Here is a 19,718-nt window from a genome sequence, read left to right on the forward strand (position 1 = left end):
ACCCGGTGGAGATCCACCAGATTAACCGATACTCGCAGGAAAGGATCGCCTAGGGCAAGCGCGTAGAAACGCAGTTCTTGTTGAGCTCGGGTTGCAATTCGATAGAGAATTTTCATTCGTATGCCGCTTTGACAAATTAGGAGCAATTTATCCCGATACTCCAGAAAAAGCTGGAAGATTCTCCCAGAGTTTCCGATGCTGTCCTCCTGCAAACTTCGGGTGTCGTTTGAGAAGTTTACGACCTACATGATCCAAAAGAGAGGCCAGTTCAGCAATTGGAAGAAACTCAATCTCCGTCGATGAGCGCAGTTGTCGAAATGCAGGAACGTTTCAGCCACTGGCAGGCCGAACTAAATCAAAGCAGCGTAATTCTCTCTTTGATCTTTCTCTTGGCCGTTGTCATCGGCAGGCGGCCACTTGCACGATGGCTTATGGCAATGTTTCGGGCACTTCTCAGACGCTTGTCCATTGAACTTTCGGAAAAGGTAGCTGACGAACTGATGCGGACCACATCAGTTTTGATTGTGACCTTTGCTGTTTTTGTGGTTCTGGAAACATTGAATGTTCCAAACATGCCTGGTGACATTTTTAGGCGCGTTATGGCCTCAATCGCTGTGATCGCAGTATTCTCAGGGTGGTACAACCTGAGCGGGTCTTTTGTATCCCTTCTTCAGAGCGACCGGTTTGGAGAAGTCAGGATGGAGGCCGGATGGATGGAGCGCGTTGCCCGTTTTGGCATCTTGCTGTTTGCCATTACGTCACTGTTAGAAGTCTGGAGGGTCGACATCAGCGGTGCGCTGACCGGTGTTGGAGTACTGGGCGCAGGATTGGCTATCGCGACGCAGGACCTGATCCGCAATCTTGTGGCAGGCATGAATAACATGAGTGAAAAGCGCTTCGCTATTGGGGACTCGATTCAAATCGACGGTTCGTTTGTCGGGACAGTCGAATCCATTGACCTGCGCTCCACCCTAATCCGTGGGTTCGATCAGATCCCACGGCATGTTCCGAACTCCGAGTTATCCAACGCAGTTGTCCTAAACTATTCACACCGCCGACATCGAAGGGTCATGCTTAGCATACCGTTGCTTCTAGACAGTACCGAGGCTCAGGTCCTTCAGGTGCGTGATACGTTGCGGGAACATTTGTCGGCCTGTGGAGATTTCGAATTGTCTGAAGAGGCACCGAAACATGTCTATGTCGAAGGGTTGTCAGAATGCGCCGTAACCATCATTTTTTACGCGTGGACGACTACCCCTGAATACGACAATTTCCTCCGTGTGAATGAAAGTCTTTCGCTCAAAATCCTTGAGACAGTGCGCGCGGCAGGAACAGAACTGGCCTATCCAACACAATCGATCAATCTGCGCGGATCAGCCATTCCGTGACCTCCTGATGATACCGATCAGTATTTCCCAAGCGTCTAGCTCCGGTTGTCTAAGTTTTGCTCAAATTCCTGACGGATTGCTTCTGTTTCGGTATCTAGTTCGGATTTGGATACCGTCAGCTTAGATTTTCGACGTGCAGCTTCAGAGGCTTCGCCCTGTGCTACTTCCCTTACTGGATTGTCTTTTTGACTACCGTCGGACAAGTTACCATCGCCCGACATCAATATTGCGAGTGACTTCGTCGATGGGATGTTGGCTAACACGATCATAGTACAGACGGTAATCGGCACGCTTAGTAGAGCCCCGGGGATACCCCAGATTGCGGTCCAGAACGTCAGTGCGAGGATAACCATCAAAGGCGACAAGTTTAGTGATTTTCCGGTTAGCGATGGTTCCAGAATATTCCCGATGATGAACTGAACCGCCCCACAGCCCACCAAAATAATTAGAAAAGGCGTGTTAGTATCAAACTGCACAAGAGCAACGAGCGAGGGCAACGCTACCCCGATGATTGAACCAATCGTTGGAATGAAGTTCAGTACGAATGCCAGGATGGCCCAGGTTTCGGCAAAATCCAATCCCACGGGCTTCATGATCGCGTAGCTACCGACACCCGTTAGGAAACTAACGAGTGTTTTGATTCCTACATATCGCTGCACGCTTTCTGAAATGCGCGTCAGCACGCGGTGTAAGTTTTGTGCGGATTCCGCATCTGGCGCTGCCAGTGCGACTTTCAACCTCATGGGCCCCTGTTCCAGCATCATGAAAGGAATATAAAGAAGGATCAGAAAGAAGGCGCTCAAAAAGCTTCCGGCTGAACCGATTGCTCCGCCAGCGAAGCCGGTGAAGTCCATCTCTAAGATCGCCTGTTGCGCTGCCTGATAGTTCTTGTCTCCAACAAGAGTGACCACTCGGGCCAAGATTTCAGAGAACCTTGCTTCATATCTAGGCAACGCATCGGCAACCGCGCCCGCTTGACTGGTCAGAATTGACAGTAATCCGAGCAATCCCAACACTAAAAGAGCAGCGCTAATGACATGGGCCAACCATCTGGGGATCCGTGTCCCGAGAATTTCAACCTGACATAACCTGTCGACTGCGGAAGTCAGAAGAATGAAAATCAAGGAAGCAATCGACAATGGAACTAGAACATCAGCCGCCAGGACCAGTCCTGCGATAGTAAAAAAGGCGATCACGACAACCCGGTGCCAAAACGCCAGACTAAAAACGTGTGTTTGCTGTTGATCTGGCACCGGCTGGGCTACTTCCTGTCTATTACCCTACGGATTTCCGAACCTTATCATATACGGCTTTCATTTTCAAACCAAGTTCCCGCGCAGCTTCGCCGACTTCATCCGCCGACTGATTAAATTGTGATGTAGACAGGAACCTATCCCACTCCGAAACAAGTGAATCCCACTCGTCTTCCGCCTCCATTGTTCCAAGGTTCAACTGAAGTTTAATTTCATCTCTCTTTTGTTGTAGCTCGGCCATCATGGCCTTCAGATCGGGCATTTCTTTCACCTTTTGTAACACGTAATTGCCGCGAGACGGCTCTCGGGTTTATCTGCACTGCCAATTTAAACGGTGCTGGTTGGATGTTTAAACATCTTACTAAAAAGAATTAGGTCAATGCTTCTTTGGCCAGTGACATTGACGCATCTAGCTTGGCCTTTCGTTCTTTGTAGTCTGCCTGAATTTCAGCTTTACGCTTTTCAAACTTGTTCCTTGTATTTTCTTTGGCCACCGCAATTTGCTCTTCAATCGCCTCGAGCCTTGCAGCTGTTTGGCTGTTCAGTTCGGTGATACGTTGCGAGATTTTTTCTTTGGCTATACTTGCCTTTGCCTTGGTTGCGTCGATTTTGTCGTGGATTGCTTGTTTGGTTTCTTCGTTAGATTGCTTCCACTCGTCTTTTAGCTCTGCAATTTCCCGATTAAGTTCCGCCATTTCAGCAGCGTATTGTTCATCGATTGCATCGGCGCGTGGCTTGCGGAAAACCACTCCTCCAGCCTCGCTCATTTTGACATCCAATGGCGATGTCCAAACTTCGTCAACCGAGGCCACCAAGCAAGATTTACCAGGAATAAGTTCGATGCTGATTTCGTCAAGCATCGTAGAATCTATTCCCGCAACCCAAAGATCTCTGTAGACACCAAACAATCCACCTGTCATCGATCCGACAGCCATTCCTGAGGCGGCCACTGATGCTGCAGCCGCAGATCCGGCGACTGCAGCTCCGGATGCGACTGCCACCGGGCCGGCCAAAACACCAACCATTCCGCCGAGAACGAGGCCCAGTGCCGTTCCCAACGGCCCTTCATCTTCCACCTTCTTAACTTCAACTTTGCCTTCGAGATCTTTCCCAATGACTGCAGCGGCATACACCGCGAGATCTCCTTGGGAATGTAGCGCGCGCAGTGCGGTTTCACCCTTGAATGCAGCAGCATCATCCTCGAAAACGACGGCAATAAACTTTTCCATGTTAGTACTCCTGATGGTTGATTTTAGGCGGGAATTTCTTAGTGGACAGGAACTTTTCTAAACACTAAATGCTCATTGAAACTGCATGTTAAGTGCCGCGTAAATTTGCCATTTGGGCAGACCGATTCCTTTGTCGAAAACCGAGTACTGCGGTTCGACAAAAAAGTTGTAAACGGTATTGCCGCGTTTGGTGACCTTGCCTAGGCGAATGCCCAATGGGACAGAATAGCTGTCATTAACAAAATTGTAGGTCCAGATCGGGGCGCCGCCCGTGTAGTACCCATTGCCCAGTTGGTAAAAAACAAAGGGTTGAAAGGCACCCAAATTGGCGCGTGGGCGCCCATTTGTATCCCCAACGCCTCCACGCCATGTCAGAAGATATCCATACTGAAAGACAGGCGAAGTTGCATTGAAATAAACGTTGGCTAACCCAAGCTGCCATTGATCGGCTCCCAAGCGGTCGTCGGAGGCTGTTGGCACGACCACTTGCGGACCAAGCGCAAAACTAATTCCGGGGTTACCCGTAGTAAACTGATAGGCCGCAAAAACATCAAAATCTCCGACGCCACTCAAAGTTTGGCCATCTGTTCCCACCGGTAACGAGTTAAATGGCAACGAGGCTCGGATCAGCCAATTTGAGCTGCCTAAAGTGACCGGCTTTGCATAGCGCAGAACAAATTGATTTCCGGTCGCATTACCTGGTCCTGTAAAGTCACCGATATAGTAGTTTTGGATATTGAACGCTGTGATATCAGCCAGCGGATTGTTGGCTTGCGCTGCATCAGATTGCGCATAGGCCGGAGTGCTGGCGACGCACAGAATGGAAAGTTGGGCTAAGCGCATAAAGAAGGATTTCATGGGGCTGCCTTTGTCTCGGGCATCGCTTCTGGCAAAGGTGCACCCACCGCTCCGGAAGGGGGCTTAGTGCCCAGAAGAGACGCAATCGTAGGCGCGACATCCACAGTTTCGACGCGTCGTGCGACGGTTTGTGGAACAATATTTGAACCTGTAAAAATTAGGGGAACGTGTGTGTCGTATGTCCAGGGAGAGCCATGAGCAGACGCAACGTGCAACCCGTCAAAATCAGCCACAAACCAATGCGGTTCGAACACCACATAGATATCTCCCGACCTATCTGGATTAAAGTTAGCCAAGACGGCATCGCTAATCTTGGTTTTTGCAAACGACCCGCGTCGCAAATCTGAACTCCCAACCGCATAGGCAATGCCGGGGAGCTTTTGAAGTTCCTCAGCAACAGCTCGTTCGACGACCAAAGGATCTAAAGAACGTTTGGAAATAAGATCTTGGTTCAAATAGACGTAGGGGTTGGAAAAGTTCTGAACCAGATCAGCGGATTCACCAAAATCAATTTGAAGACGCACAAATCCTGGTTCTGTATCGACGCGTTCAAAGCTGAACAAACCAGCTTCAATGCCTAGAGTCGCCAGAAAATCCGGGTGTTCCGGTGCGCCGTGATCTGCCGACAAAACGATCAATGTGTTTTCCAGACCAACTACGGCATCCACATGTGTTAAAAGGTCAGCGATTTGCCTGTCGAGATGCGCGAAATTGTCTTCGGCTTCTAGGCTTGAAGGGCCGAACATATGGCCGACATAGTCTGTAGATGACAAGCTGACCGACAGATAATCAGTAACGTCATCTTGCCCCAGTTGTTCTGCATCCAACAGGGCTTTGGCAAAATCTACTGTTATTTCATCCCCAGCCGGGCTGAGGGTTAAGAGCGTTGTGAAGTATTTCCCTTCTGCCGCTCCCCAGTTATGCGGAAATGTCCGGCCAAACCCCTGTATATCGGTTTCCCACGGTTGGTCGTCGCGGTCTGCAAAGGCATACTTCCCAACGTCTCCCAGAAGAGTCCAAGATCGATTGGCATATGATGCGACAAGGCCTTTTGAGTTCCAATCCTCAATCCAACCGGGATAGGCGTCGCGATAGAACGTGCTTGTAACAAACCGGCCTTCTGACTTTGAGAACCAGTAAGCGTCACCAGCGTGACCTGCCATTGCAATTGCACCGCGATCCTTGACCGACACACCAAACACTTTTGAAGTCGGCCCAAAGTGCAGGCCAATTTCATCGGAGATAGTTGAACTGATGATATTGCGGGGAGACCGACCGTCAGTTGTGGCTGCTCGTTGGGTCGGATCGATTTCGTTCTCCGCATCGACTCCGGTAGCCCCGACCAAAGGAAAGTCCGGATCCTGCACGTTATAGAAAGGCTTGCCAGTTTTTCGATCAAACCACAGGTTGGCTACCATACCATGGATAGCAGGGTCCGTGCCGGTCGCGAGCGTCGTGTGCCCGACAATTGTTTCAGTGTTGGCATGGCGGTGATGAGCATTTGTAAAATTGACGCCATGATCCAACAAATAGCGAAAGCCGCCCTCTCCTATGTGGATACTGAATCTGTCGATTAGGTCTCCACGCAACTGATCAACAGTTATTTGAAGAACCAGTCGAGGCTTGCCTTGAGCGCTTGAGACAGACGGAACGACCAAGCTGCCTCCAACAACCAACCATCTGATTAGCAGGGGAAAAGTTCTCGGTTCGATCACGTATTTCGTCCTTTTTATAACAGTAGAATTTGTGTTTACCCAACGTTTGCCGCAGTTTTGGGTCGTTTTTTCAGACCGCGACCGACACGTCGTTCCTTAGGCCATTGGCAAAGCGGATATATCCTGCGCCCTCACCGATCAGCGATACGCGTGCAACGATCCCCAACAGCATCACGCTCACCTCGGGGTACTTCGCTAACACATATCCCGATGCCAGTACGGACACACAACCAACGGAAATGACCCAGCCAGAACCTTGATCCGGTCGCGCCATCACGCCCACTGCAATCCGCATCAAGCCATTCACAAAAATTGCAACAATCAAGACCAATGTAAGCGCCATGAGCCCTTCAAGAGGGCGAAATATCAGCAACAACCCGGCAATCAGATTGAAGCCCCCCAAGATGGAATAGATGAGCCTTGCATTCCAGCCATCTTTGGTTGTGAAAACCTGCACTAGCACCACGAAGCCACCTACAGCGAAAACAAATCCCACAGCAAATTCAATGGCCAATGATACCAAAAAAGGTGCAAAAAATGCGAATACACCCCCGATAGCCAACACAATCCCGAGTCCAAGAAACCAGCCCCAGTATTTTTGCAGATCGTTGTCTGAGTTTCCCATACTCATTGTATCTTTCCCTTGGTCGATTGCATTTTCAAACACTGGCGACTGCTTTTGCGTTTAGGCGCCCTCAAGCAGGTCAAAGCCTGTCGAGTGCGACCTTCCGTTAGTTTCGAGCGTAGTGAAAGCGCGGCAGGCTTTTCAGATTTTCCTTGGTCGCATTGGGCAAAACCAGATCGCCATCCGCGTTGATCTCGAAGGCGACCGCTGGCAGCGCGATCAACTTTTCACCGATGTTCAGGAAGCCGGCGACGTTGACGATCACAAAGGTCGTATCACCATCCGGCAAGACGAGCGCATCATGGACATATCCCACAAAGTCGCCACCAGCATTGTAAACATCACCGCGTAAAAGCTCGACTACGCTCCAACCGGAAGCGACTAAGGCGACATCAAGATTGTTGTACTCGACAACAACACCGCCAGCCACATGAGGTGTGGACTGTGCGAGCGCATACATTGGGTCTCCAATTGCGAAAGCACACAAGAGAGCCGTTGTTCTCAGAACTTTTTTCATATTACTGATCCCGTCTCGACAATGTGAAAATTGAATTCAGGTCGCCGGGTGATCAAGCAGCCCGCCCCCAAAACAAACTGGTCAGTTTCCGGACAAAGCGGCACGAAGCTCTTTTTCATCACTGACAGACAATGATGTCTCGATAACCTCGCCCTTCATGCCCTCCAATTCGCCCAACAACTTCGTAGGTCGGTTTGACCACCCGATAACGGCCAGAGCCGATGAGTCAGGGCCCATCTTTGAGCCGACGCGAGCTGCCAATGCATCCTCTTCGTCTGCTTGATCCAGCATTCCTGCAAGTGTCCCAGAGCCAGCACCAACAGCCGAACCTGCAATAAACCCGGCAGCAGGGTTACCGACCATGGCACCGATCAAAGTGCCGGTCAGTGCTCCAAGAGACGTGCCTCCGACGAAACCCGTTGCTGTAAGAGTATCGGAATTCCGGGTCCGCACTACGCCGTTCTTATCGCGGGTCATTACCACGACCTCGTCGAGATCGACTTCCCAATCCAGGCTCATTTTTTGCAGACGCAAAAGTGCTTCGTCTGCTGTATGACGGCCCTCGAAGACAATAATGACCAAATCACTCATCGTTTCTCTCCCTAGTTGAAAATTGTTTTTTGCAGCGCAGTGACACACAAAAGAATGTACGTCCTGACGCCATCCCGTGACGATGTTTCATCTCTGAACTCCATGCGCGGTTCTCTCCCAACACCGCGCATGAATTAAGTTTAGCAAGCTCGAAACTACTTACTTCCGTTATTTGCCGCCATCAGTTCCATGACCTGATCAATTGAAAAGCTGGCTGGCTTCTGACGCGGTGGGAACTCCTGGAATGTAGCCAGGAACTGGCCTACATACTTTTGTGCGGGCACCAGGAAATAGATCCGATCAATCATCCAGTCGTAGTAAGTATTGGATGTTAGATGCGCCTGTTCGAATGGATCACGCCGAAGGTTGGTGATCAAAGGGACGCGAAGTGGGGTCCAAGGTTCGATCCACGCACGCAATGTCGAAACAGCTTTTTGCTCAAGGAAAATCAGTTTCCAATCGTCATAGCGCAAGGCTGTTAATTCTCCGGTATCCGCGAAATAGAAAATCTCATGTCGCGGGCCGTCTTTTGTTTCACCAGTAAGAACGGGCAAGAAGTTGTAGCCATCCAGATGCACTTTATATTCGCGACCAATGGCTTGAACACCACCTGCTTTCAAATCTTCCTTGATGGTCTCATTGCCCGCTGCTGCCAACAACGTCGGCAACCAATCCATGTGGTGCATGATTTCGTTTGAGACAGAGTCAGGTTCTATTTTCCCAGGCCAACGCACGAGCGAGGGCACGCGCCATCCACCTTCCCAGTTGGTGTTCTTTTCACTGTAGAACGGGTTGGTGCCAGCATCTGGCCATGTATTCTTGTGGGGGCCATTATCAGTCGAATAATGAACAATGGTGTTGTCAGCAATGCCCAGTTCGTCAAGCACATCCAATAGCTGACCGACATGCATGTCATGTTCCACCATGCCATCGCCATACTCATCTTGCCCCGAGATCCCGAACAATTCGTCTTTCACATGTGTACGGAAGTGCATCCGTGTGCCGTTCCACCAAACGTAGAAAGGTTTGCCTTGTTCGTGCGCATTTTTGATAAAGTCGACGGCAGCTGCAACGGTTTCATCGTCGACTGTCTCCATCCGTTTTTTGGTCAACGGTCCCGTGTCTTCAACATGCCCATCAGCCGAAGACTTGATAACGCCACGAGGGCCAAATGCCTCACGGAAGGTCTGGCCGTCCGCCAAAACCGCGTCGCCGGGATAGTCGCGATTTTCTGGCTCTTCTTCCGCATTCAAATGGTACAGGTTTCCGAAAAACTCATCAAAACCGTGGTTTGTGGGAAGCATGCTGTCCTGATCACCAAGGTGATTTTTCCCAAACTGACCGGTCATGTATCCTAAAGGCTTCAGAAGGCCAGCAATCGTGGGATCTTCTTCCTTCATACCCAAGTCTGCGCCCGGGAGGCCTACCTTGGACAAGCCGGTTCTATAGACAGACTGTCCCATAATGTAAGAAGCCCGACCAGCTGTACAGGACTGCTCACCATAGTAGTCGGTGAACATCATGCCTTCATCAGCAACCCGGTCGATATTGGGCGTTTCGTAGCCCATTAATCCCCTAGTGTAAGCGGATATGTTGGATTGCCCAATATCGTCTCCCCAAATCACTAGAATGTTTGGTTTGTCTTGTGCAGAAACTGGTGTGCCAACCACGAGGACAGCGACCGACAATGCACCCAATATCGCTGACTTTGTTATGCCCAAATTATGTTTCATGTGCTCTCCTGAAAAATTCGAAACCAACGCATCAATCGACAGACTGGTGACATCGCGATCAAAGTTCATTCCCACGATGACCCCATTGGTTAGCCGTGTTTGCCCTACAATCTGTCGGCAAATACGAATCAAGGCTGCAAAAGCAACATTCATATTCACGAAAAACGTGTGTTAGCCTGCCAACGACGGGAAGCATTCATATATAAGAAGTTATATGAAGAGATTCGCTAAACACGCCGAAGCACATAATGAATCACTGTCCGAGCACAGTGTATGAGTGAAAAGGTCAACGAATTCACGATTAGAGCGGGCTCATTCCATGGTCCAATCTCCTTGCTTACTGACAACGCTCGGATGTTTCAAAAAACGCTGCATTCTTTCAACCTGCCAACGGAGCCAGAGGAGATTGTTGACGTTTCCAACTACCTAGAGGGCATGAAGGAAATAACTCGGTTCGCTGGCGATGATGATTTCTTTGCCCGAGCAGGCTATGTTCAGAAAGTGGAAGATTTGGGCGTATTTGGTCGCGCAATCGTTTCCGCTGATACCTTGTGGGACGCTTTGCAGATCGCCAAGTCTGCGCTGTTGTACTATCAGAGCGATTCAGAGTTAGTAATCAGAACCTACAAAAAGCGTTGCCATATCTGGTATTTCAATCCTTTTGAAGCTTTTGAAGGCGCCAAAGATGTTCAATACACAATAACTCTATTGGCCAACGTTGTCTGCCTTGCAAACAATCGCACCGATCCGGACATTGATGTTTCCTACCCTAATGGCTGTTCGACGCACGTTCTGTTCAACTCCGCTATCAGTCGCGTTAGGGCTTCCACCCAAGGGTACATTTCGTTCGACGAAGAAGCACTCAAGTCGCAGATGTCCAAAATGGATGCACTGAGAGCCGAAGTGTTTTCGCGCTATTTGGCCGATGAATCCATAAAGGCTTGCGAAAAACCACTGACGAAGGACATTGTCGCAGGCCTAGTTCGTGCTTCATTCGGAGTTGCGCCATGGTCTCTAGTCAACACCTGTGGAGCACTGCAATTACACGAGCGGACGCTTCAACTTCGTTTGAAGTCTGAAGGAACTTCTTTTCGTGAAATCGTTCAGACTGAGCGGCACCTTGCATCAAAGCGCCTCCTAGTGGCTGGAAAAGACATAGTTGAAACTGCCGAAATACTTGGCTTCGAGCATCGGCAGAGTTTTTCAGAGGCATTCTCAAGGTGGGAAGGCCTTTCTCCGTCGGCCTTCACAAGTAGGGTTTAGGTACTGTCAGACGAATTCGAACCAGTCTCAGCTAGGCCTGTATTGCTGACTTTTATGCCGCACCGAGTTCGCGCCACTCGGCGAGAGCAGCGGTGCGTGTCAGCTTGAATGTGTCTCGGCTGGTGAGCGATCTTTTCTGGTTGAAGTGGTTGTAGACAGAGGAATGGACAGCGGCGAACTTCTGCAAACTTTGCATCCGCTTGAAACGCTGCATTGCGCGTTCTCGTTTCCGCCATCATCCGCCCGCGCAGCGGGCTCATCTTCGGTCGTGTCATGGAAGCCCCCTGTTCGATTCAGAAACCTAAATCGTCAGGGGGGATGCTCACTTCCCAAAATGAGCCCAAATCTGGTGGGTGGAAGAACGCTAGCATTAAGCGCCAGTACCGCGCGAGCGGTATCGTCCTTGGGCCGGTTTCAGTATTCAAGCAATTCCTTGCACGCAGATGCTGCACCGTATCTGCGGTACGACTTGGTCAACTGGGCATGCCCGCTCCAGACAGTCTGGATAGCCATCTTGGCCTCGCCTCTTCCGGTGCCCACAACTCAGACTGAAGTTGTTCTTCCATGCCCGTGGTCCAGTCGGGGTTTTCTTCAAGAAACGGTTTTAGGACCTGTCTGGCTTTGTCCTTTTCGCCGAGATCCATAAGCACTGCTGCATGGAGTTTGGATTGCCCTTCATTCAAGGCCGGACATGTCATCAGGACGTCGCGGGCAGCGTCGACGTCCCCCGAAAGCCAGTAGGCCCAAGCTTTCTTGTGACTGAGATCATAGTTGTGCAATGGATTAATGCGCTCGGAATCCTCAATTATCTTCAGGGCCATACCGGTTTCGCCAAGGTAAAGGTGTTGGCCGATCAGGCCCGACAGAACCAGCGTTGAAGCGGGGTTTAGCCGTGCAGCTTTTTCAAAAACCTCCTTCGCAGCGATCATTTCCCCCTTGCCGGCAAGCGTTCGAGCAAGGGCGTACTGGGTCAGGTAGTTGTCGGGGACCAACTTAAGCGCCGTCGCGACGAACTGCTCGGCTTTCGCCGCCGCAGCGGCACGGCCTTCCAAAATCCAGCCCTCGTCGAGCCCAACGCGCAGGGCCAGAGCCTGACCGAAATGTCCCCAAGCAGAGTCGCTATAGCGCTCCAGGGCGATATCCTGCTCATAGAGGTTTACCAGCCATGCGTCCTTGGATTGAAAATGCATCATCCGACTTCGGGCGGCATTTTCGATCAGAACGGCGCTAACCTCTCCGAGGTCGATCCGGTTTTGGGCCAGATCAATAGCCTTTGCACCAACCAAGTTGGCGACGCGGCGACTTATCGCACGGGTCATAGAGAGCACTTCCCGAATGTGGAAATCAATGGTGCCAACCCAGACGCAGCTCTCGTCTTTTGCCTCAATGAGATTGATCGTCGCCGTTGCATTGTTGCCGTCGGAACGCAAAGAGCCCGTCACGACAAAGTTCGCCTGCAGTCTGGCGAAGACCGAGGTGAGAGGTGTGTTCGGCGACAACTGAAAACTGGACGCCCGCGAGATAACAGTCAGCTCTGGCTGAAGCGCTAGATCGGTTGTGATCGCTTCGGCAATCGCGGCACGCAACGTCTCGGAATTGATATCGGTGATCTGGAAGTCTTCGAACGGCAAGACGGTGCTGTCAGACCAATTCGAAGCAGTCTCTGTTTACCCCTAAATGCCGTAACTTATGCTGAACAAAGTTGGCGCCACTCGGAGAGAGCAGCGGCGCGGTTGAGCTTGAAATTGTCTCTGCTGTAGAGGGCGCGTTCCTGATTGAAATGGTTGTGGACGGAAGAATGAACTGCGGCGAACTTCTGCAAACACCGCATTTGCCTGAAGCGGAGCATCGCACGTTCTCGTCGTCGAAATGGCAGATGGGAATTCTCGGCCCGATTGTTCAGCCAGCGGCCGGTCTCTTGCCGACTACCGTTCCCGACAACTCTCATCGCCGCGCCATAAGACCGCAGTTTGTCTGTCACGATGGATTCAGGTTGACCGTAGCGTTTCATTGATTTTCTGAGGAATTTCAACGCAGCTTTGCGGTCACGGCGCTTGGTCACATAACTTTCCAGCACCTCGCCTTCGTGATCCACAGCCCGCCATAGGTAGTGCGTCTCGCCATTGATCTTCACGAAGACCTCGTCCAGATGCCACTGCCAGTTCGAATAAGATCGCATCCGATTGACCCTGTTTCTGCGGATCTCTGCCGCGAACATCGGGCCAAATCTGTTCCACCAATAACGCACAGTTTCGTGGCTGATCTCGATGCCGCGCTCGTGCAAAAGATCTTCAACATTGCGAAGCGAAAGCGGAAACCGAACATACATCATGACGGCCAGACGGATGATCTCGGGGCTCGTCTTGAAGTAGCGAAAAGGGCTGCGTCTTGTCATCCTGCGACGCTAAGTGCTCGCCCTGCCCGCCTCAATAAGTTTCTTCTGACAGTGCCACACGGTGGACACGATACCAACGGTGAGCGCGCCGAGGGCGGCAGTCGGCGCGTCTTGAAACAGCGCCTTGAAACGCACATTTGCCCGTTCTTTGCCCTCGGGCGGCGTGCTGGGTGTGGCGGCGATCACCACAATGGCCAGACAGTAGAGCAAGGACATCAGCACAAAAGACTGGTTCAGGTCGTCGGGTGTAACGATGACGAGAACCTGACTGAGAACCGACATCAATCCGAGGATAATGGCAAACACGGCAAGCAATCGACCCCGCGATTTTTCGTCGACTGTTTCGCTGATCCAGGCGTCACCGATGGCAAATAGGCCCGCGGTTGCAACGCCGGTCATCAGGCGCACGATTAGCAGCGTGGGCTCGTTTTCAGTCACAGAAAACAGCAGGGCGGCAGCGGTGCATATGGCCGCCGCCGCAGAAAATGCACGAATATGTCCAATGCTGGTGATCCAGCCTGCAATGTAGAAACAGCCGATCAGGAATCCCAACGAGTAAGCAGCGGGCGCCAGCGCGGCGATTTCCTGAGACGCGCCGGTTTGGGCAAAATAGAGCGCGACGATGGTGCCCGATGCCGCAGTCACCAGCTGTATCGCCGCGACCGCGACAAACAGGTATTTCAGGGTGTGGATTTGATCGCTGAACCGGGCCATGGAACTGCTCCAGGAAAGAGAGGAAAAGTGGGCCGCGCCTGACGCGCGACCTGCTTTAGTTTGGAAAGCTGACTTTGACTTCGACGTTCAAGCCGGGAATAAGGCCGCGCTCAAGATTTGGTATTTCCGCCCAGATGCGCAGGGTTTCGTTCGCGGCCAGCACGCTTTCAGCAAAAAGCACGCGGCCACCCTGTGCCAGTGGCTGAACGTCACCTGGCAAATGCAAGTCGACCTGAAAACGCTCCATCAGAGCACTCAGGCCCTCTGGCGTCGACTGGTCCAGCGCGATCAGGGACTTGTACGGCATTCCGTACACAACGCGGACCGTGTCTGTGTGCACAATCTGCGCCAGCGCTTGACCGTTTTCTGTGTCCAGATAGGTGCCCACCTGTTTGCGGGCGAGCCCAATTTGCCCCGAAATCGGCGCCCTGATCTGTGTCGAAGCCAGTTCAAGCTCTGCCAATGCACGGTGCGCCTGCGCCTCTTGCAACGCCACCTTGGCCAGTATCAGCCGGTCCGTAGCGTTTTGAACGGCCAGTTCGGAAACCGCATCGCGCGCGCCAAGTTTCGCCTGCCGTTGCGCCTCGGCCTCCGCTGTTGCCAATTCGGCCTCACGACGGTTTTCGATCGCACGGCTGGCGGCGAGCTTTTGTTCGTAAGCCGGGGCCGCAATTTCAAACAGCAATTGGCCTTTCTCAACCGTATCGCCCGGCTTGAAATGCACCGCCGCGAGGATGCCGCGCACCGAATTGGCCACCAGGGCGCTCTCACTGGCCTCTATCCGTCCGGTAAATGTCTCTGCGGCGAGCATGTTGGTGAAGTCTTTAATAGGCTCTGCATGGGCACTGTGTGTCATTAGAAGACCCAACAGCAGAAGCGGGAGTTTTGCAAAAACGGTCATTGTTGGTCACTCCAGATGCAGGTCAAAGAAGGTGTTGAGCTCACGCCAAGCGTCATGAGTCTCCGGCGCGTTCACGAAGAAACCTGCCATGTAGTCGCCGTGTGACTGGCCGTCGTAGACATGTAGATCGGCGGCAACTCCGGCGGCGCGCAGGGCGCGGTGCATGCGCACCGTGTCGCTCAGCAACAGGTCGCGTGTGCCGGTCAGAAGAACCGCCGGCGGCAGGTTGTCCAGATTGGCGTAGATCGGGGACAGTCGCGGATCGGTGCGGTCGGTACCGTCCGCATAAATGTCAAACGTGCCTTCAATCACACCCTCGCGGGCGCCAAGCGGATCAAGACCCTGCAACGTGATCCAGCTGTCCGACGTCTGCGCCAGATCCACAGCAGGCGTGCCTGCCATAATGGCCCCAGGCAAAGGGGTGCCCATGTCGCGCAGTTGTAAAACCGTCGACAACACCAGGTTGCCCCCCGCAGATGTGCCAAACATCGCAACTTTGGCTGGATCATAGTCCTTGATAACTTGCTGCCACACGGCGATCACATCATCTGTTGCGGCAGGAAACGGATGCAGCGGTGGGCGGCGATAGTCGACAGACACCACCTCAACACCCAAACCATGCGCCATCCAGATCGCTTCGGCCATGGCGGCCTCACCACCATTAAAAACGAAGGCCCCGCCGTGCACATGCACAAAAACGGTGTCCGCCCACCGGGGATCAATGGTGATTGGCGTGACACGGTAGGTGGTCACCCCCGCCACGTTCTCGATGGCGAATTGAGCGCCGGTCATCTCAAGCAAACGTGCGACCCCTTGCAGGGAGGCAGCGTCAAACTCGGCTTGCAACGTAAGCCATTGCTCGGTGGAGGATGGCGTTTCGGCATGCGTTCCAACTTGACGGCTTTCGATGAGCCCGGCCAGTTCCGGGGACACGCCCGCAGGAACCGGTGCGGTCCGCGCCGCCATTGGCAGACCTTCAATCACGGGCTTTGCGCTGTCTGCGGTGGCGACTGCAGGCACCGAAAGAGCCGCAATCAGTGCGCTTGTCAGAACAACTTTCAGGACGGAACGGCGTTTCATGTTTGGTCTCCAACTTTCAGTTTGGGTCATTCGTTTTGCTAAACTGGAGGTAATTTGTGGGGGGAGGCCGCGCCACTTCCAAAAGTGATCATTTCACGACAAACTGTCCGTCATGGACACGGTTTTGCAAAGCACCTTGGCGTTTCGCCCCGCGCTACAAGGGCTTGACCAAATTGCATCGCCGCGGGTGTCCGAACATGCGCTGAAAGAAGCCGGGCTGTCGCGAGCGGTAATGGAAGACCCGTCGGTGTTCCTCCCCTATCGGCTTCAGGCGCGGTTCATGCAAGCCGCCAGCCTGAAGATCTCCGAAAAACACATCGGTGCCTATATCACGCAAGACTTCCGTTACGCCTCCTTTGGGGCCTACGCAGACTATGTGCTCGGCGCGCCGAAACTGGATGTGGCCCTGGCGCGGGCAGAAAAAATCCTGCCGTTCCTTCAACGGGGGTCAGTTATGCGCACCCGCGTGGTTGGCGATCATTTTGTGCTTGGGTTTGATGCCATGCTCGGCGGAATCGCCGGGGCAAATTTGATCGATCAGGACCTGCCGTTTGTGCTGCAGTCTGTGGTGCGCGAGTTCTGTGGACGCCGCTGGCGGCCGAGCTGGGTGGAGATGCCAGAGGTGCACCGAGGCACCGAAACCGCGCTGCAGTACATCTACAATGCAGAGGTGCGCGTGGGGGGATCCGCCGCCAGCATTGCGATCCCTCTGTCAGAAATCGAAACCCCCAATCCGCGGACAACCGATGAGAGGCTGGCGATGACGTTGGCAGGCATCCGCGATGTCCGGTCGCGGCAAACGCCCTCAACCAGCAAAGAGGTGGTTGGGAACGCCTTGCGTGCGCAACTCGCCATGGGGCACGCCGACATCGAAACGGTGGCGGCCACATTGGGTATCAGCGTACGCAAGCTGCAACGGCAACTCACTGCAGAGAACACCAGTTTCAAAGAGATCCGTGTGGCTGAACAGACAGATCGAGCCAGGTCGCTGCTGTCGGGCACTGACCTTTCTGTCGCGGAGGTTGCCTTCAATCTTGGGTTCAGCGAGGTCAACAGCTTCCGCCGCACATTTGCCAGCTGGTTTGGAATTTCACCATCTAAGTTTCGCAAATTGAGCGGTACTTAGGTAGCAAGGCCTCAATGGAGCGGACAATGGCGCAATGCGCAGCGAAGGTTCAGTTTCCGCCCAAAACGACAAATGCTAAGCCCATTACCTAAGTCGCCTTTGGGCTCGTAACGGTCGTTCGCCGAAATTTCGTGAGTGACTGCATTGCGGACAAAGACGCCGTTCGCCGCCAGGCGGCATCTAGCGCTGAAAAAAGATCTGCGCAAGTCGATCGATTTAGCTACTTGACTAGTAATCTTCGGAGACGCCGGCAGATCGAAGCGCATCAGCCAATCTGTCCCAATCGCTATCATTTTTGAAACGCCACCGGGTTTTGTAAATGTGAATGCGCTCTCCAAGCCTCCAGATTTCCCGCATCTCAGCCTCAACGGAACGACCAAGCATGGAAAGAGTTGCGACATTGAACATCAGCGCATCCCGCGAAGAAGGTTCTCTCGAACGCGCTACCTCCAAGACAGGCGCTGCTTCCTCATAGCGCTCAAGAGAAAACAGAATGCCGCCTTTTAACGTCAGGTAGTACGTCGGGTAAATTCGGTTCGCAGCGATGGCTTTCTCAATGTCTGTAAGTGCCGCATTCGTTTCACCATTGAGCAGGCGGGCCAAAGCGCGTGTGTATAGAGCGTCAGCTGAGTTCGGTTCAACCTCCAAGGCGTTGACGGCTTGCTGAAACATTTCATTGGTTTTGCCGTCGACACGCATAATTTGCGCCGTCACCAGGTAAGCGAGTGCGGTAGGGTTTTGTTTCGCTAACTTGAGTGTCTCTTCCGAAGACCTTTTGAGAAACCGGCGCTCCAGTTCGGTTTGGTATCCAAATTCTGCGTGCCAGTAGTTTTGCCAAGCTTCAAAGTAAATCAGAGCCAGAAGCGCATATGCTCGCCCGTAGTCGGGATCAAGTTTCGTAGCGACCTCAAGATAAGGTACAGCCTCAGCGAAACTCTGCGCTGTGCCAGTGTCGTATAGATGCAGAGCTTGAAGGTATGCATCAAAAGCAAGAGGGTTTTGGGTGCCACCAATTTCGCTTCTGGCAACTTGCTGGACGTCGAGCTCCACCGGCAGAGAAGACACTACTCGATTGACGACCCGATCCTGAAAAGCGAGAACATTTTCTGTTTCGCCATCAAACCTTTCTGCCCATATTTCCCCTCCTGTCGTGCCATCCACCAGCGTCAGGTTAATGCGGATCGTGTCTTCGACTTTCCTTACGTTTCCGGACAAAATGTAGCGTACGCCCAAATCTTGGCTGATTTGCATGGGCTCAGCGCTCGTAGATTTGTAACTGTAGGCGCTCGCGCGTGACATAACGAACAACTCTGGAAGTTGGGATAGATCGGTCGTGATGTCATGCGTCAGTCCGTCAGCAAAATAGTCTTGTCCCTGGAGCGACCCGGTGTCACTGAACGGCATCACGACAATCGACGTGCGACCATTGTACAAATCGTTTTCAGTTTGACGGCTCGGAAAGCTTGTAACCGCGAACCATGTCCCGACCAAAAGCAGACCCAAACCGAGCGCATACACACCAAGCCTCAGGCGCCTGCTTGGCTTGCCCAATGGCTCGACGGCTACGTTTGCGTCTCCAAAACCGTCAACGCTGATATGATAGATCTCTACCGGCTCAAGTATGTTTTTTAGCTGCTTTTTGCCTCCCGAGACGAAGCGGACGGGCAGTTGTTTCTGCAATAGTTTGCAAGCAACATCAGATACAACGATGCCTCCCGGAGCGGCGAACGCTTCAAGACGGGAAACAACGTTCATACCATCTCCAAACAAGTCACCTTCGTCAGCAACGACATCACCAATATGCACAGCCATCCGGTAGCTGATTTGGTCTCCTTCCGCAATTTCGGCCTGCGAGTTGAGGATCGTCCTTTGCAGTTCAATCGCGCAATTCGCCGCGGCAAACACTGAAGGAAATTCAGCGAGAAAGCCGTCACCTGTCGTCTTTATTATCCTTCCGTGATGCAGATCGAGCGCGGGCTTGATTATTGACTTCGTGATTGTCTTTTGTCGATGTAGAACACCGACCTCGTCGCGTTCGATCAAGCGACTGAACCCGACTATATCTGCGGCCATAATTGCGGTTATGCGTCTTTCCATCGCCCGTCCCTGGGAACTTCCGCGTCACATCATGGTCTGTGTTGAACGACACTTGGTCAAGCATTTAGGTTTTGCTGGTTCTTCGAAGATCAGTGACCGCTTCGGGCTCGAAGCAGTCGCTAGGCGTGCTGGTCACGAATGTCCGCTTCCCCTTCGAACAATGGAGTTTCCAATAGGGCTTGCCCTAGTGAGACAGTAATGATCTGTGCAAGAAGTGTCTCATTAGGCTGGGT

General features: G+C 52.5%; 18 protein-coding genes and 1 pseudogene. 3 read left to right on the forward strand and 16 right to left on the reverse strand.

Features of this window, described 5'->3' with window-relative positions:
* Positions 1-299 precede the first annotated feature (299 nt).
* Positions 300-1,388: a mechanosensitive ion channel family protein gene (locus AC2FI9_RS02645; RefSeq protein ID WP_496765308.1), complete on the forward strand. Its 1,089-nt coding sequence runs from the start codon at positions 300-302 to the stop codon at positions 1,386-1,388.
* Positions 1,389-1,423: 35 nt separating this feature from the next.
* Here AC2FI9_RS02645 and AC2FI9_RS02650 read toward each other — a convergent pair whose 3' ends face one another.
* The 9 genes from AC2FI9_RS02650 to AC2FI9_RS02690 form a co-directional block, all read right to left on the reverse strand.
* Complete coding sequence (locus AC2FI9_RS02650) at positions 1,424-2,641, reverse strand: AI-2E family transporter (protein ID WP_271946089.1); 1,218 nt, start codon at positions 2,639-2,641, stop codon at positions 1,424-1,426.
* A gap of 22 nt (positions 2,642-2,663) precedes the next feature.
* Positions 2,664-2,903, reverse strand: a complete 240-nt coding sequence (locus tag AC2FI9_RS02655; RefSeq protein WP_271946087.1) for a hypothetical protein — start codon at positions 2,901-2,903, stop codon at positions 2,664-2,666.
* Between the two features lie 109 nt (positions 2,904-3,012).
* Positions 3,013-3,870: a DUF1269 domain-containing protein gene (locus AC2FI9_RS02660; RefSeq protein WP_271946085.1), complete on the reverse strand. Its 858-nt coding sequence runs from the start codon at positions 3,868-3,870 to the stop codon at positions 3,013-3,015.
* 72 nt (positions 3,871-3,942) lie between these two features.
* Positions 3,943-4,728 carry a hypothetical protein gene (locus AC2FI9_RS02665; protein WP_271946083.1) on the reverse strand — a complete coding sequence of 262 codons (786 nt, stop codon included), beginning with the start codon at positions 4,726-4,728 and terminating at the stop codon, positions 3,943-3,945.
* On the reverse strand, positions 4,725-6,443 hold the full coding sequence (locus AC2FI9_RS02670; RefSeq protein WP_282021410.1) for an alkaline phosphatase family protein: 1,719 nt from the start codon (positions 6,441-6,443) through the stop codon (positions 4,725-4,727). Before AC2FI9_RS02670 ends, AC2FI9_RS02665 begins: the two co-directional genes overlap by 4 nt.
* Positions 6,444-6,513: 70 nt before the next feature.
* Complete coding sequence (locus tag AC2FI9_RS02675; protein ID WP_271946079.1) at positions 6,514-7,110, reverse strand: HdeD family acid-resistance protein; 597 nt, start codon at positions 7,108-7,110, stop codon at positions 6,514-6,516.
* A 64-nt stretch (positions 7,111-7,174) separates the two neighbouring features.
* Complete coding sequence (locus tag AC2FI9_RS02680) at positions 7,175-7,528, reverse strand: PRC-barrel domain-containing protein (protein WP_271946077.1); 354 nt, start codon at positions 7,526-7,528, stop codon at positions 7,175-7,177.
* 138 nt (positions 7,529-7,666) lie between these two features.
* Positions 7,667-8,176 (reverse strand): DUF1269 domain-containing protein, encoded by a 510-nt coding sequence (locus AC2FI9_RS02685; RefSeq protein ID WP_271946075.1) that lies wholly within the window; start codon positions 8,174-8,176, stop codon positions 7,667-7,669.
* A 155-nt stretch (positions 8,177-8,331) separates the two neighbouring features.
* On the reverse strand, positions 8,332-9,909 hold the full coding sequence (locus AC2FI9_RS02690; RefSeq protein ID WP_416383906.1) for an arylsulfatase: 1,578 nt from the start codon (positions 9,907-9,909) through the stop codon (positions 8,332-8,334).
* A gap of 273 nt (positions 9,910-10,182) precedes the next feature.
* Here AC2FI9_RS02690 and AC2FI9_RS02695 point away from each other — a divergent pair, with 273 nt between their 5' ends.
* Positions 10,183-11,172: an AraC family transcriptional regulator gene (locus AC2FI9_RS02695; RefSeq protein WP_282119862.1), complete on the forward strand. Its 990-nt coding sequence runs from the start codon at positions 10,183-10,185 to the stop codon at positions 11,170-11,172.
* A gap of 52 nt (positions 11,173-11,224) precedes the next feature.
* Here AC2FI9_RS02695 and AC2FI9_RS02700 read toward each other — a convergent pair.
* The 6 genes and pseudogenes from AC2FI9_RS02700 to AC2FI9_RS02725 all read right to left on the reverse strand — a co-directional run.
* Positions 11,225-11,407, reverse strand: a pseudogene (locus AC2FI9_RS02700) (IS6 family transposase); the annotation flags it as partial.
* A gap of 238 nt (positions 11,408-11,645) precedes the next feature.
* On the reverse strand, positions 11,646-12,803 hold the full coding sequence (locus AC2FI9_RS02705; RefSeq protein WP_496765310.1) for a hypothetical protein: 1,158 nt from the start codon (positions 12,801-12,803) through the stop codon (positions 11,646-11,648).
* A gap of 56 nt (positions 12,804-12,859) precedes the next feature.
* Positions 12,860-13,567 (reverse strand): IS6 family transposase, encoded by a 708-nt coding sequence (locus AC2FI9_RS02710; RefSeq protein ID WP_282021412.1) that lies wholly within the window; start codon positions 13,565-13,567, stop codon positions 12,860-12,862.
* 9 nt (positions 13,568-13,576) lie between these two features.
* Complete coding sequence (locus AC2FI9_RS02715) at positions 13,577-14,281, reverse strand: MFS transporter (protein ID WP_496765312.1); 705 nt, start codon at positions 14,279-14,281, stop codon at positions 13,577-13,579.
* 55 nt (positions 14,282-14,336) lie between these two features.
* A complete protein-coding gene (locus AC2FI9_RS02720) occupies positions 14,337-15,137 on the reverse strand; it encodes an efflux RND transporter periplasmic adaptor subunit (protein ID WP_496765314.1) in 801 nt (266 codons plus the stop codon).
* A gap of 51 nt (positions 15,138-15,188) precedes the next feature.
* Positions 15,189-16,262, reverse strand: a complete 1,074-nt coding sequence (locus AC2FI9_RS02725) for an alpha/beta hydrolase (protein WP_496741260.1) — start codon at positions 16,260-16,262, stop codon at positions 15,189-15,191.
* A 112-nt stretch (positions 16,263-16,374) separates the two neighbouring features.
* Here AC2FI9_RS02725 and AC2FI9_RS02730 point away from each other — a divergent pair, with 112 nt between their 5' ends.
* Positions 16,375-17,388 (forward strand): helix-turn-helix transcriptional regulator, encoded by a 1,014-nt coding sequence (locus AC2FI9_RS02730; RefSeq protein ID WP_496765316.1) that lies wholly within the window; start codon positions 16,375-16,377, stop codon positions 17,386-17,388.
* A 228-nt stretch (positions 17,389-17,616) separates the two neighbouring features.
* Here AC2FI9_RS02730 and AC2FI9_RS02735 read toward each other — a convergent pair whose 3' ends face one another.
* Complete coding sequence (locus AC2FI9_RS02735) at positions 17,617-19,461, reverse strand: adenylate/guanylate cyclase domain-containing protein (protein WP_496726985.1); 1,845 nt, start codon at positions 19,459-19,461, stop codon at positions 17,617-17,619.
* Positions 19,462-19,718: the final 257 nt, after the last annotated feature.

The organism is Ruegeria sp. CDSA246, from assembly GCF_059611225.1.

Excerpts from the sequence above, each read along its gene's own strand:
- AC2FI9_RS02685 (WP_271946075.1), bottom strand. The coding sequence starts at position 8,176 with ATGAGTGATTTGGTCATTATTGTCTTCGAGGGCCGTCATACAGCAGAC.
- AC2FI9_RS02690 (WP_416383906.1), bottom strand. The coding sequence starts at position 9,909 with ATGAAACATAATTTGGGCATAACAAAGTCAGCGATATTGGGTGCATTG.
- AC2FI9_RS02720 (WP_496765314.1), bottom strand. The coding sequence starts at position 15,137 with ATGACACACAGTGCCCATGCAGAGCCTATTAAAGACTTCACCAACATG.
- AC2FI9_RS02730 (WP_496765316.1), top strand. The coding sequence starts at position 16,375 with ATGGACACGGTTTTGCAAAGCACCTTGGCGTTTCGCCCCGCGCTACAA.
- AC2FI9_RS02725 (WP_496741260.1), bottom strand. The coding sequence starts at position 16,262 with ATGAAACGCCGTTCCGTCCTGAAAGTTGTTCTGACAAGCGCACTGATT.
- AC2FI9_RS02680 (WP_271946077.1), bottom strand. The coding sequence starts at position 7,528 with ATGTATGCGCTCGCACAGTCCACACCTCATGTGGCTGGCGGTGTTGTT.
- AC2FI9_RS02735 (WP_496726985.1), bottom strand. The coding sequence starts at position 19,461 with ATGGCCGCAGATATAGTCGGGTTCAGTCGCTTGATCGAACGCGACGAG.
- AC2FI9_RS02695 (WP_282119862.1), top strand. The coding sequence starts at position 10,183 with ATGAGTGAAAAGGTCAACGAATTCACGATTAGAGCGGGCTCATTCCAT.
- AC2FI9_RS02645 (WP_496765308.1), top strand. The coding sequence starts at position 300 with ATGAGCGCAGTTGTCGAAATGCAGGAACGTTTCAGCCACTGGCAGGCC.
- AC2FI9_RS02715 (WP_496765312.1), bottom strand. The coding sequence starts at position 14,281 with ATGGCCCGGTTCAGCGATCAAATCCACACCCTGAAATACCTGTTTGTC.
- AC2FI9_RS02710 (WP_282021412.1), bottom strand. The coding sequence starts at position 13,567 with ATGACAAGACGCAGCCCTTTTCGCTACTTCAAGACGAGCCCCGAGATC.
- AC2FI9_RS02665 (WP_271946083.1), bottom strand. The coding sequence starts at position 4,728 with ATGAAATCCTTCTTTATGCGCTTAGCCCAACTTTCCATTCTGTGCGTC.
- AC2FI9_RS02655 (WP_271946087.1), bottom strand. The coding sequence starts at position 2,903 with ATGCCCGATCTGAAGGCCATGATGGCCGAGCTACAACAAAAGAGAGAT.
- AC2FI9_RS02660 (WP_271946085.1), bottom strand. The coding sequence starts at position 3,870 with ATGGAAAAGTTTATTGCCGTCGTTTTCGAGGATGATGCTGCTGCATTC.